This is a genomic window from Thermoactinomyces sp. DSM 45891, from assembly GCF_900119485.1.
GTDB lineage: Bacteria > Bacillota > Bacilli > Thermoactinomycetales > Thermoactinomycetaceae > Baia.
On record NZ_FPJZ01000001.1, the window covers coordinates 436937 to 449864 of the forward strand.

Annotated in this window: 12 protein-coding genes; 4 read left to right on the forward strand and 8 right to left on the reverse strand. The window is 42.8% G+C overall.

What is annotated here, in order from left to right; all coding sequences use genetic code 11:
* Positions 1-25: 25 nt before the first annotated feature.
* On the forward strand, positions 26-538 hold the full coding sequence (locus BT147_RS02190; protein WP_072330448.1) for a Crp/Fnr family transcriptional regulator: 513 nt from the start codon (positions 26-28) through the stop codon (positions 536-538).
* On the opposite strand, the gene BT147_RS02195 is transcribed toward BT147_RS02190, so the two are convergent.
* Positions 531-1448 carry a LysR family transcriptional regulator gene (locus tag BT147_RS02195; RefSeq protein WP_072330450.1) on the reverse strand — a complete coding sequence of 306 codons (918 nt, stop codon included), beginning with the start codon at positions 1446-1448 and terminating at the stop codon, positions 531-533. The two genes, BT147_RS02190 and BT147_RS02195, sit on opposite strands and share 8 nt — an antisense overlap.
* Positions 1449-1567: 119 nt before the next feature.
* Here BT147_RS02195 and BT147_RS02200 point away from each other — a divergent pair, with 119 nt between their 5' ends.
* A complete protein-coding gene (locus BT147_RS02200; RefSeq protein ID WP_286118914.1) occupies positions 1568-2842 on the forward strand; it encodes an amino acid permease in 1275 nt (424 codons plus the stop codon).
* A 203-nt stretch (positions 2843-3045) separates the two neighbouring features.
* Complete coding sequence (typA, locus tag BT147_RS02205) at positions 3046-4884, forward strand: translational GTPase TypA (RefSeq protein WP_072330452.1); 1839 nt, start codon at positions 3046-3048, stop codon at positions 4882-4884.
* Between the two features lie 51 nt (positions 4885-4935).
* On the opposite strand, the gene BT147_RS02210 is transcribed toward typA, so the two are convergent.
* From BT147_RS02210 to BT147_RS02220, 3 genes are all read right to left on the reverse strand, one after another.
* A complete protein-coding gene (locus tag BT147_RS02210) occupies positions 4936-5574 on the reverse strand; it encodes a flavin reductase family protein (protein ID WP_286118915.1) in 639 nt (212 codons plus the stop codon).
* 13 nt (positions 5575-5587) lie between these two features.
* Entirely contained in the window at positions 5588-6748 is a 1161-nt protein-coding gene (locus BT147_RS02215; protein WP_072330454.1) for a homogentisate 1,2-dioxygenase, read from the reverse strand.
* A gap of 151 nt (positions 6749-6899) precedes the next feature.
* Positions 6900-7130, reverse strand: coding sequence for a hypothetical protein (locus BT147_RS02220; protein ID WP_072330456.1), 231 nt, complete (start codon positions 7128-7130; stop codon positions 6900-6902).
* A gap of 154 nt (positions 7131-7284) precedes the next feature.
* On the opposite strand from BT147_RS02220, the gene BT147_RS02225 reads away from it, so the two are divergent.
* Positions 7285-8172: an AraC family transcriptional regulator gene (locus BT147_RS02225; protein WP_072330458.1), complete on the forward strand. Its 888-nt coding sequence runs from the start codon at positions 7285-7287 to the stop codon at positions 8170-8172.
* A 116-nt stretch (positions 8173-8288) separates the two neighbouring features.
* On the opposite strand, the gene BT147_RS02230 is transcribed toward BT147_RS02225, so the two are convergent.
* The 4 genes from BT147_RS02230 to BT147_RS02245 all read right to left on the reverse strand — a co-directional run bounded on the left by BT147_RS02230 (position 8289) and on the right by BT147_RS02245 (position 12908).
* Complete coding sequence (locus BT147_RS02230; protein ID WP_072330460.1) at positions 8289-8915, reverse strand: FMN-dependent NADH-azoreductase; 627 nt, start codon at positions 8913-8915, stop codon at positions 8289-8291.
* Between the two features lie 178 nt (positions 8916-9093).
* Positions 9094-9609 (reverse strand): adenine phosphoribosyltransferase, encoded by a 516-nt coding sequence (locus BT147_RS02235; RefSeq protein ID WP_072330462.1) that lies wholly within the window; start codon positions 9607-9609, stop codon positions 9094-9096.
* A gap of 18 nt (positions 9610-9627) precedes the next feature.
* Positions 9628-11931 carry a single-stranded-DNA-specific exonuclease RecJ gene (gene recJ / locus BT147_RS02240; RefSeq protein WP_072330464.1) on the reverse strand — a complete coding sequence of 768 codons (2304 nt, stop codon included), beginning with the start codon at positions 11929-11931 and terminating at the stop codon, positions 9628-9630.
* A gap of 74 nt (positions 11932-12005) precedes the next feature.
* Positions 12006-12908, reverse strand: coding sequence for a cation diffusion facilitator family transporter (locus BT147_RS02245; RefSeq protein WP_072330466.1), 903 nt, complete (start codon positions 12906-12908; stop codon positions 12006-12008).
* Between the last annotated feature and the right edge of the window lie 20 nt (positions 12909-12928).

A 12928-nucleotide genomic window follows, 5' to 3' on the forward strand; every position in this document is an offset into this window, starting at 1 on the left:
TTGATTGTGAGAAAGGATTGAACAAATGAGCGTACAAACATTGTGTCGAGGGGAAGTCTTATTTCGACAGGAAGATCAAGGAGATTATCTCTATTACCTTGAATCAGGATTACTTAAAGTAATTCGAATAAAAGAAGATGGAAGTACTATTTTCTTAAATATTCTTGTACCTGGAGAAACATTCCCTCATCATAGCCTCGTATCACCAAAGGATTATTATGGTACGGTTATCGCATTAGCCACATCAGAAATAGTAAAAATTCCAGCAGAACACTGGTATGAATCAATCCAACAAGAGCCCATTCGATATCGTTCGATTGCACAAACCTTGCAAAATAAACTTCGCATGATGCAACAACGCATTGATATTCTCACAGCCCCGCCTCAAGAACGGCCTGATTTGTTTCGTAAATGGCTACAATTGTACTTTCAGGATTATCATATAGAAGATCTCTTTACTCAAGAAGAAATTGCTCAATTTATTGGGCTGAGTCGCGAGACTGTCAATCGGATTTTACGAAAGAGAGGCTCTAACTAGGGAGTGAACCATGCCTCTCCCAAATCCCTTGATACTTCTTTACTAATATCAACCATTCTCGAACAGCAGCGGTCATCCAGCGTTTTTTCGAATAGGCTACTTGGGTATAAACTTGATCTTGTATCACATCAGGTTGTAGCCAAGCTAGTTTCCCTTCGCGAATCTCCGTTTGAACACTGATAAAAGGAAGATACGCAATCCCCAGCCCCGCATAGACACAGCTTTTAATCGCCTCAATTGACCAAAATTCCATGTCTGATTCTGGCTTAATCCCCTGTTTTTGCATTGCATGTTCTAAATAATTTCGATAGCTACATCCTGTCTCTGTAAGAAGGAGAGTCTCCCTTTGTAAATCATGTAGCTCAAATGCTTGAGTTTGGATTAGGGGATGATCAGGTGAAGTCACCAGCCCAATCGGTTCGGAGACAATCGTCTGAATCTCGATATCATCTTGGTTCCCAGAGTTCGGCTCCAATAAAAAAGCAATATCCAACTCTGCTTTAGCAACCATCTGTCTCATTTGCCAACATAGCCCTGGCTTTAAAATAATCTTAACCTGAGGAAACTTTTGCTTATACTCATGAATCAAAGCAGGTAAGCGATACGCTGCTAGAGATTCGGGTGAGCCAATCGTGAGAACTCCTGAAGGAATGGAATTTGGGCGAATCGCTAGTTTAGCCTCATCATGTAGTTGTATCATCTGATTCGCATAGGGAAGGAGCCTTTGTCCCATTTCTGTTAAGATAATCCTCTTGCCTATCCGATCAAAAAGGGGGCTTTCCAGCTCTTCTTCTAAAGCCTGAATTTGAGCGGTAATACTGCTTTGTGCGTATCCCAAGACCTCAGCCGCTTTGGTAAACCCATTACATGATACAACCGTTCGAAATGTAATCAAATTACGCAACTCCATGCGGTAGTTCACCTCATTAATCGATTTTTACGATGATTATAAACGAAACTATCTATTTTACTGATGATATACTTTTACAGTACCATACAGATATCAAAATGAAAAAGGGAGTGGGGTTAGTGGGCACTCAACTTGCATTACACAAAACCATTCAGCTTCCGCAAGCCATCGCTCTTTATATCGGATCCGTAATGGGTTCTGGTATTTTATTGGTACCGGGATTATCAGCACAGATAGCAGGCCCTTCTTCATTACTTGCATGGGGGGTTATGATGATACTCGTGTTTCCAATGGCTCTAGTTATGGGGTGGTTATCAGCTCTATATCCTCACTCTGGAGGAGTAGCACACTATGTGACCAAAGCGTTTGGAGAAAAGCTCGGAACGTTGGCAGGCTGGTTTTTTTTGATGTCCGTAATCATTGGAGCCCCCGTTAACGCATTAACAGGAGCTAGTTTTCTGGGTTCCGCCATCGGTATAGGTAGTACCGGGCAAATTGTAATCGCCGTCATCATGATTATTTTAGCTTTAACTATGAACTATGTTGGAATGAAAGTAAGTGGGCAAATTCAAGTCATACTCACCTGTGGAATTGTACTTGTGCTATTTCTTGTAATCTTTAGTTCTTTTTCACATATGGAGCCTGCAAACTTTCAACCATTTGTGCCACATGGTTGGTGGAATGTAGGAGAATCAGCGGCCATTTTATTTTGGTGCTTCATTGGTTGGGAAGCTGTCACCCATCTCAGTGAGGAATTTGTAAATCCCAAGCACGATACCGTAAAAGCGGTTACCATAGCCGCTGTCATCGTGGGAGTCTTATACTTTCTCACTGCCTTAGCGACAGTGGGAACCGCTTCATACCTAGACGGAGCACAGACGGCTTTGGTTGGGATTATTAAGAAATCGTTTGGAATGAGCGGTTCTGTCCTGACAGGTGGACTTGGCTTCTTTATCTGCATGGCTACAATGATTGCTTACTTTGGAGCTGCTTCTCGTCTAGCCTACGCGCTCTCACAAGCTGGGAAAGCTCCTGCATTTATGGGTTTATTCAATCCACGCTACGGCACTCCAGTAGGTGGACTTTATTTCTTGACTGGAGCATTTACGATTATCATGTCTCTATACGCTACAGGTTTCATTCCATTATCCACTCTGATTCAATTGCCAAATGCTACCTTTATTATGACCTATTTGCTCGGTTGTGCGGCAGCCATTCGAATCTTTCGCGATTTTAAGATTGCACGACTGTTTAGCTGGATTTCCTTTTATCTGACCCTTTCCATTATTCCATTTGTTGGATGGTCACTATTCTATCCATTAGTCATCACCCTCTTTGTTAGCATTTTTATCTGGAAAAATGATCTTTTCTCTAAATCAATTGACCCGCTCTAATTGACAATTGACGGAAGGATCGATACAATTTTAGGTAACTTGCTCCATCGGTAGTGCCTTGCAAGATTCGGCAAGTTACTACCGATGGAGTGAGTCCACACCAAGAAAAAAGACTCGTACTTTGTGCGGGTCTTTTTTCTTTGGCTTCCATGTGGTACGATTTCGAAGAACATATATTTGAAGAAAAGGTGAACAAGAACCTCATGAAACCAGAACAGATTCGCAACATCGCGATTATCGCGCACGTAGACCATGGGAAAACAACATTGGTTGATGCGATGTTGAAGCAAAGTCATATATTCCGCGCCAATCAACAAGTAGATGAGCGCGTGATGGATTCCAACGCACTCGAACGCGAGCGTGGAATCACCATTCTAGCGAAAAATACTGCCATTGATTATAAAGGAATCAAGATTAACATCATTGATACTCCTGGACATGCCGACTTTGGTGGAGAAGTAGAGCGTGTAATGAACATGGTAGACGGTGTGCTACTACTCGTAGACTCAGTAGAAGGACCGATGCCACAAACCAAATTTGTTCTTCGTCAAGCATTAGAACGTGGACATAAAGTAGTAGTGGTCATCAATAAAATCGACCGTGAAAATGCACGTCCTGATTATGTAATCGATACTACTTTTGACCTGTTTGTTGACTTGGGGGCAAGTGATGAGCAATGTGAGTTCCCTGTGATCTACGCAAGTGGTCTTGCTGGGACTTCAGGTCTCGAAGCAGATCAATTAGGCGAAACCATGGAGCCACTCCTTGACACGATTTTAGAAACTCTTCCGTCCCCAAAGGTGGATGTAGACGGACCTACTCAGATGCAAGCCACATTGCTTGGTTTTGATGAGTACAAAGGACAAATCGTCATTGGCCGTCTTCATCGCGGAAAGCTAAAGCGAAATCAGAGTATTACCGTTATAGCAGCAGATGGAACGACTCGCAATGCACGCGCAGCTCAAGTCTTCACTCATCAAGGGCTTGCACGTGTAGAAGTAGAGGAAGCTTCGGCAGGAGATATTATCGCTGTAACCGGCTTGGGCGAGGTACGGATTGGAGATACATTAACAGATCCAAACCACCCAGAAGTATTACCTTCTATCACAGTAGAAGAACCAACACTGCGGATGACGATTGGGGTTAACACCAGCCCGTTTGCAGGACAAGATGGTACCTTTGTCACCTCACGTAAACTTCGTGAACGACTCTATCGGGAAGCAGAACGCGACGTAGCCCTTCGAGTGGATGACACCGAATCCGCAGATAACTTCATGGTCTCTGGTCGTGGTGAGCTTCACTTAGGCATCTTGATTGAAAACATGCGCCGTGAAGGCTACGAATTCCAAGTAAGTAAGCCTGAAGTAATCATCAAAGAAATCAACGGAAAGAAACATGAGCCTGTTGAAGCAGTTGAAATTGAAGTAGGCAGTGATCATCAAGGCGCTGTAGTAGAACTGCTTGGCATTCGGAAAGGTCAAATGAAGGACATGGAGATCTTAGATAATGGAAATATCCATTTCTCTTATCTCGTCCCATCACGGGGCTTGCTCGGGTTCCGTCAACAATTGCTTACGGCAACACGTGGTGAAGCATTGATGAACTCCCTACTCGCTGGTTATGAGCCATATGCAGGTGATATTGACACTCATGGCTTCGGCTCTCTGATTGCTTGGGAATCTGGCACGGCTACCACCTATGCCCTCCATTCGGCACAAGAGCGTGGTCAGATGTTTGTCACCCCAGGTACCGATGTTTATGAAGGAATGGTCATCGGACAACACATTCGGGATAACGATCTCGAAGTAAACGTGTGTAAAAAGAAACACCTTACCAGTATCCGTAGTGCTACCAAGGAAGAAGCCCTACGCCTCGATACTCCTCGGCAGATGTCAATCGATGATGCCATCGAATATCTAAAGGATGACGAGTTACTGGAGGTAACCCCGAAAACATTCCGTATTCGGAAGCGTTATCTCTCCAAGACAGATCGCTCGCGTTATAATAAAAACAAAGGTTACCATGCTTCACGATCTGAATAGAAAAAAGAAGGTTGATGATTTGTTCATCAGCCTTCTTTTTTCATGACTCCACTATTTCTTTTCCTCTAGCCATGCTTCATAGGACTTACGCGGCATCGCATATGTCTCTCCTATGTTTCCATAGTATAAACCAGCTAATCGCCCTACAGGCTGTAATTGGTCCGTGTTAATCTTTCCGTCCATCAGCAAATCATCTTGTACGTGGAACTGGACAATCTCGCCGACGATAAAATCTGAATTAGGGGCATCAGCCGTCCCGCCCATTGGAATGATTCGATGCAGCTTACATTCTAACTGAACTTTACTTTCTCGAATACGTGGTACTTTCACTACCTCACTCGGTGCAAGCGTAAATCCAGCCGCCTCCACCTCGCTTACTTCACTTGGGAATTCGGTGGCGGTCTCATTTACCATGGTCACATTGGCTTCATCCACTACATGAACAACAAATTCACCCTTTAACTGGATATTGCGCGCAGTATCTTTTTGCACATTTCCTGGCTTGCGATTCACTGTAAAACCAATCATAGGAGGGTTGGTACTTACAGCTGTATAGAAACTAAAAGGGGCCGCATTTACAATCCCTTCTTGATTCATAGAAGTGACAAATGCGATCGGTCGAGGTAACACGCTGCCAATCATCAGTTTATAGTTTTCTTTCTGCGTTAATTGCTTGGGATCAAGTCGCAATGCTCGTTCCTCCTTACGATTTTCTGTTCCATGACAACATATACTCTGCATCTTCGGTCTCTAACGCAGATTTAGCTATTTTTAGCGGACGGAAGGTGTCTATCATAACCGCCAGCTCTTCTGTTCTAGTCTTGCCAATGGAGCCTTCTACTTTTCCTGGATGAGGTCCGTGTGGAATCCCACTTGGATGCAGGGTTAGTGATCCTTCTTGAATTCCATTTCGACTCATAAAATTCCCCCGCACATAGTATAAAACCTCATCACTCTCTACATTGCTATGGTAATAAGGAGCTGGGACCGCTTCTGGATGATAATCATACATACGTGGTACAAAGGAACAGATCACAAAGTTTGGTCCTGCAAATGTCTGATGCACAGGTGGCGGCTGATGAATGGAACCCGTAATCGGTTCGAAGTCATGAATGCTAAATGCCCACGGATGCAGATAGCCATCCCATCCTACAACGTCCAGTGGATGGAAATCATACGTATAGCCGTGCAACTGATTTCTCGCTTTTACTCGTACTTCATAGCTACCTTTGCTTTCATAAGCCACTAGTTGAGTAGGGACCCGGATATCCCTCTCACAAAACGGGCTATGTTCCGCCAGTTGTCCGTATTCATTTCGATAACGCCGGGGAATCGTAATCTCACCCGTTGTTTCGATCACCAATATGCGAATCGGATATGTATCTGCTACTACTCGATAAGTCGTGCCAATCGGAATCACCAAATAGTCACCTTGCTGAAACGGTAGCTCTCCGAAAATCGTCTCTAATCTACCACTCCCCTCATGGATAAAAAGTACCTCATCCCCATCCGCATTCCGATAAAAATAATCCATCGACTCAGAGGCGTATACGGTTGATATAGCACAATCTTCATTTGCTAGCGAGTACACTCTCCCATCTATGCAATCTCCTTTTGCCTCATGCCCAAAAGTAAAGAAATGACGATGGCGATTCGCTCCCTCTTCTTCAAGTGTAACAATCCAATCACGAATCTTACGATATTGACTCACTTGAGTAGGTGGATTCACATGATATAAGATAGACTGGATTCCAGAAAAGCCTTTCGTTCCCATTACTTGTTCATGATAAAGGCTTCCGTCCGGTTGTCGGAATTGAATATGTCTCTTATGCGGTAATTTTCCTAATTGATGATAAAACGGCATAACACCACTTCCTTCCACAATGATCTGATAGAAAGATTAATCAATTTCATCTTATCAGATTAGTAAAGCATTTTGCACTGATGATAGTGAATGATAAAATGAGGATGCCACTAAAATAAGTAGCATCCTCTCTGTATTTGCTCAATTAATTTTATGAAAAATTCCAGTTTGCAAAATCAATAAACCATCCAAATAGACTAAATAGCTCCATTGCAAAAAAGACAATCGAAATAATGGAAATGATAAATAGAATCAGGACCCAAACTTTAAGGTTTTTTCCCTTTTTAAATAACATCATAACTCCCAAGACAACCAAAACGACTAGTGAAATCAGAAAACCTAACCCCGAAAAGAGGATTCCTCCTAATGTATCCCACGGCACAAATCATCACCTCCTAGTATCCAATGGATTCATTCCACTATCAGTTAAGTTATAAACGTCAAATATTTTTACTCGATCCCTACATAAGTAGAACCTGTATTGTCGGAAAGGCAAATGCTATTTTTGCTATCTTTTAGTCAGGGAGGTCATACGAATGGATTTGCTAAAAAACATGAACACATCTCTCCGGTATATAGAAGAGAATCTTACTCAAGAGATCGATCTTAAAGAAGTAGCGAGAATCGCTCTCTGTTCTGAATATCATTTTAAAAGGATGTTTTCTTTTCTTGCTGGTATTCCCTTATCTGAATATATTCGCAGGAGGAGGCTTACACTTGCAGCCTTCGAGCTTCAGAATCGAACCCCACGTATCATCGATATTGCGATTAAATATGGGTACAGCTCCCCTGATTCATTTAGCAGAGCCTTTCAAAGTTTGCACGGAATCACTCCAACTGAGGCAAGGAATCAGACGCAAAATGTAAAAGCTTATCCACGAATGACCTTCCAATTAACCATTCAAGGAGGAGCAGAAATGAATTACCGAATAGAAGAGAAAGAGTCATTTCGTATCATAGGGATTCAAAAGAGAGTTCCGATTGTTTTCCAAGGGGAGAATCCAGAGATTACAGCTATGTGGAAATCATTAAATATGGAGATGATTCACCAGTTAATGGAGTTATCTGATGTTGAGCCTAAGGGAATGATTCAGGCATCGACAAATTTTTCAGAAGGTCGTATGGAGGAGCAAGGGGAACTGGATCATTATATAGGTGTAGCAACCACCGCAGATAGCCTAGAGGAATTTGAAAGGCTAGAGGTTCTCAGTTCAACTTGGGCCGTGTTTGAAACCGTTGGGCCCTTTCCACAAACACTACAAGAGACATGGGGACGTATCTATTCAGAGTGGTTTCCATCTTCTCTTTATCAACAGGTGGGAGGACCGGAGATGTTATCCATTAAGAGTAAGGATCTAACTTCTCCAGATGTGCTATGTGAAATTTGGATTCCGGTTTCACGAAATCAAGTTCATTGTGAATGAATCAGCAGCAACTACCTGAAGTCTGCTCAAGGTACAACAAGAAGAACAACCAACTCACGCATGAGTTGGTTGTTCTTCTATTTTATTTCTATAGTTGAACCCGCTTATCTCAGTAATTAAAACTTGCTTGCTATTTCCTTTGCTTCAGCGATTCCTTTTTGTAAGATCGCATCAGCTTGATCAGGAAGAGCACTATGACCTTCTATTGCAATATGCTCATAATCTTCAATTCCCATGAAGGAAGTAATCGCACGAAGATAACGATCTCCAAATTCTAATTCTTTGGCTGGACCCTCGCTGTACATACCACCACGAGCTTGGATATGAAGAACTTTTTTTCCTTTAAGTAGACCTTCTGGGCCTGCCTGTGTATAGCGGAATGTTTTACCTGCAATGGCAACGGTATCGATATAAGCTTTTAGACGTGCCGGAATACTCAGGTTCCATAGTGGGGTAACAAATACATACTTGTCCACGTCTACAAATTGATTCACTAACTCGCCCATGCGCTTTGCTTTTGCTGCTTCATCAGCAGTCAATTCAATCCCCTTAGCGCCCTTACCCCAGCTAGATAGTACATCTTCATCAATATAAGGAATTTCTTCTTTATAGATATCAAGGGTCATTACTTCATCTTGAGGATTCTTTGCTTTATATTCTGTAAGAAAAGCTTCGCCTGCCTGTGAACTGAAAGATGCAGATATCGGTTTGGGATTAGCCATAATATATAATACTTTTGCCACTTGTGTAGCCTCCTAATACTAAATATAAAACTTACTTTACGTAAGTATATTACTATCCTCTACATACATATGTCAAGTATGTTTCTTAATCTAATATTTAGACCCACGAAAAAGCCGAGGTCTATACTCATAATAGTATAACCCCGGCTTCCTTTTCATCTAACAAAATAAACCAATCTTAGTCGTATTTAACAAGAGAATAAATCTCCACATCCCCTAACTTCTCACGACCATTTAGATACATTAACTCAATCCAAAATGCTGCACCAACAGGCTCTCCGCCTAATTGGCGAACGAGATCAAGAGTGGCGCTAATCGTACCACCTGTAGCTAGCAAGTCATCTGCAATCAGAACTTTTTGGCCTGGCTGAATCGCATCTTTGTGCATCGTTAAAATATCTTTTCCATATTCCAAGTCATATTTCGCCTCAATAATATCACCTGGGAGTTTGCCTTTTTTTCGAACCGGCACAAACCCAGCGCCGAGTGCAAGAGCGAGAGGAGCTCCCACGACAAACCCACGAGCTTCAGGGCCTAGTACGACATCGATTTCCATTCCTTTATAATGCTTTGCTAACTCTTCGATGGCTGCTCTGTACGCTTCGCCATCTTTTAATAAGGTAGTAATATCCTTAAAGCGAATCCCTTCAGAAGGGAAATCTGGGATCACGCGAATTTTGTCTTTGAAGTTCATTATGGGTATACCTCCTGATTATAATCCAGAAAACATCTGACATATCTCTTTATACGAGCTATATACCAATGCCTGAAGAACTTCCTCTTTCTCCAGTTGTTGTCGATAAGCCAACGAGTCGGTTAAAGGTCGTTTGGAAGGGCTTTCTATTATCTGGATCATTCCATTATTATTTTGTAAGAACTGTAATTCCTCGAACACTTGAATCATAAAGGAAAGTGTTCGTTTTGACAATCCCGTTCTTTTTGTCAGAGATGGATATGATTTCAATAAAGAAAACGGCTTTTTTCCGTACAATAAATTGTATAACTGTTTGAATTGTTCGCGTGAAGGGACTGCTAATAAATTTTGGTCGAAGTCACGATCTCCAAAGATAAAGTAGACCCGTTCGATATGTTGAATTTGATTGAGATGATTCCGCCAAATCTCCATAGAGGGCGGGGGATCGATCCAAGCAATCTGTGTATATTGGGCGAGCACTTCCTCTGCTCCCTTAGCGCAATCTTTCCATGCGAGACAGGAGTATGTGTTTCCTGCTGGTAGCCGATGCCCAATCAATAGGACAGGCTTGTCACGTAATTTATTCAGATGGTCCTCTTTGTGATTACTACGCCAATCAAAGATTTGCCTCTCATGTACAGCTAGGTCCCTGCAAATCAACTGCGGGGTACGGCGACCATTCCATTCATTAATTTGTAATTCACCGACCACATGGATTTTACTAGTTGGAACCAACTCTTCTGCTAATTCTGCTTTGCGAAATGCAAGTGCATCCATGAAGATACGATCCATCTGAAGAGTCAATTTAAGATGGTTTTTATCAGCACCAATGGTTTGAATCTTCGCGATAGATGAATCTTTTAATAGAAAGCTAGGCGTTGCATTACCCATACCATATGGCTCTAACAAAGCCAACTGTTCTAACATTGATAGCTCCACTTGATCGATCGTTAATTCATCGTCAATATGTGTCAAAGGGATATAATCTTCCTCTTGCAGAGTCTCTTGCGCAACACCTGACAATTTGGCATGGAAAGCTGGGATATCTTCAATCCTTAGCGACATGCCTGCTGCCATATAGTGTCCCCCAAATTGTGGAAGATACTCTTTACATGCAGTCAAAGACTCATATAGATCGAATCCAGCGATGCTTCTGGCCGATCCTTTTGCTATGCCTGTCTCTTCATCACAACCTAATACGATCACAGGTCGATAATATTTCTCCACAAGCCGGGAAGCTACAATGCCAATCACACCGACATTCCAGCCGGCCCTAGCGACAACGATAACGTGCTGATAACGATCTGGATCTTGTTCTACCATCTCTATAGCTTGTTCTGTAATTTCTTCTACGATCTGCTGACGTTCTTGGTTCATCTCTTGCATTTTTTCAGCCAGATGTTGCGCTTTACTTAGATCATCTGTTGTTAACAGTTCAACCGCTTGTCCTGCAGAATCTAAACGGCCACTTGCATTGATTCTGGGGCCTAGAAAAAATCCCACGTGCCCCGCAGTAGCTTGCCCCGCAATCCCCGCCACATCCATTAATGCGGAGAGGCCTTTATTGGTACGTTCATTTAAACGTTCTAATCCATATGTAGCCAGCACTCGATTCTCATCCACCAGTGGAACGAGGTCTGCAATGGTACCAATAGCAACTAGATCCATCCACTCGGTAGGGGTTCTATCTAACAAGGCAGTGGCCAACTTAAAAGCAACCCCTACTCCAGCCAAGGACTTAAAAGGATATGTACAATTTGGTTTCTTTGGATTGATCACCGCTACCGCTTCTGGTATTACAGGGGGTGGTTCATGATGATCCGTTATAATCAGGTCTAAACCGATCTCACGGGCAAACTCCGCCTCTTTTGTAGCGCTGATTCCCGTGTCAACCGTAACCACTAAGTCGTAACCATGTTCTTTTGCTTCTTTGAGAGCTTCTTGATTAAGGCCATAACCCTCCCGAAAGCGGTTCGGGATATAGTAATCAACTCGCGTAGTCAGGGTACGAAACACATTTAATAATAAGCTCGTACTACTCACACCGTCTGCATCATAATCACCATAAATAAGGATCTTTTCTTGATGAGTCAGCGCAGAGCGAATTCGTTCAATCGCTTCCCTCATACCATCTAATGCGTAGGGATCATGTAAGAAATCCATGGAAGGACGTAAAAACCTCTGAGCCGTTTCGATATCGGTTTGCCCGCGACGAATCAGTAACCTGGCTATCGTCGGATGAACAGACAAACCTTCCGCTAATTTCTGGATCTGCTGTGGATCTGCCTCCACAGGGATCCATCTCGTCTTCGAACGAATCATAAAAAACCGTTCACCTCTCTTCGCGGTATGATTATAGCACAAAGATAGGGAAAACGGTGATTCATTCCTTATTTCTACTGCAAAATTTTTCCATCATATGGGTTTACATGTACAAATACATCTTCTACATGATCAAAACGGTCTAAGAGGGTTCGCTTTACCTGCTTCCCAATTCGATGCCCTTCTTCAACTGTAATATGGGGATCTACGGAAATTTTTACGTCTACAATCACATAATGACCGTGCTGACGAGCACGTAAGTTATCAATATCCATCACACCTGTTACTGGTCGAACTGCATCAATTAATTCTTGGGCTTCTTTCGGAAGAAGGACAGGGTCTAGTAAATTATAAATCGCTTCACGAGCTAATCGGTAAGCCATCCAAAAGACAAATAGCGAGACTACCATACCTGCAATCGGGTCGAGATAGACTAACTCGGGAACACCGATATACTGGCTTAGCACCGCCCCGAGTATCCCCACTAAGGCCGCGATCGTGGCAAATACATCGGCGCGATGTTCATAAGCATGAGCTACTGTAGCTTGACTATTTTGACGCTTTCCTATCCGATAAGTATAACGATATAACATCTCTTTTACCAAAATCGATAGCAAGGCGACAACCGCAGCCGAAATACCTGGGGGCTCCAATTTATCAAATAATGCTTGGAAGGAACTTCGTGCAATCTCCACTCCCACCATAGATAACAAGACCGCTACGATAAATGATGCCACTATCTCTGCTTTGCCATGCCCATACGGATGTTCGGGGTCTGGAGGACGCTTCGCTACACGAATTCCAAAATAGACAGTAAGAGAGCCCACTAAATCAGCTGCTGAGTGAGCCGCTTCCGCAATCAAGGCACGACTATTAGCCAAAAAGCCAACTATCCCCTTTACAATGGTCAATAAGATATTAAAAAATATCCCAATCCACGCTGCTCGATTGATCTCTTGAAACCGTTGATCACCCATAGTTGCTCCTCCAGAAATAA